1 protein-coding gene is annotated in these 496 nt (G+C 50.0%); it reads left to right on the top strand.

Translation table 11 applies throughout. The features are described from left to right. Positions 1-121: 121 nt before the first annotated feature. On the top strand, positions 122-496 hold a 375-nt coding region (gene dcd, locus ACTHUR_RS19050; protein WP_440400340.1), incomplete at its 3' end, for a dCTP deaminase.

Here is a 496-nt window from a genome sequence, read left to right as displayed (position 1 = left end):
TGTTTCAGCCTCCCTCCCCCGTTTTTTATTCCGTCCAAACCATCACTCAACAACCCTGTCTAAAGGCTGTCGTGTTGATTTCAAAGAATTTCCAAACAACCCTTACCTCAGGACAACCACCATGAGCATTAAATCCGACAAATGGATACGCCGCATGGCCGAAGAACACGGCATGATTGAGCCGTTCGAGCCCAACCAAATCAAAGAGGCCAACGGTCAACGCATCATTTCCTACGGCACATCCAGCTACGGCTACGACATCCGCTGTGCCAATGAATTTAAAATCTTCACCAATATCAACAGCACCATCGTCGACCCGAAAAACTTCGACCCGAAAAACTTCGTTACAGTCGAAGATGACTGCTGCATCATTCCGCCCAACTCCTTTGCTTTGGCGCGCACAGTCGAATATTTCCGCATCCCGCGCAACGTCCTGACTGTCTGCTTAGGGAAATCCACTTACGCACGCTGCGGCATCATCGTCAACGTTACCCCG

This window comes from Neisseria sp. P0021.S007 (assembly GCF_051956855.1).
Note: the sequence above shows the minus strand (reverse complement) of the source record. Positions and strands in the feature narration are given on the sequence as shown.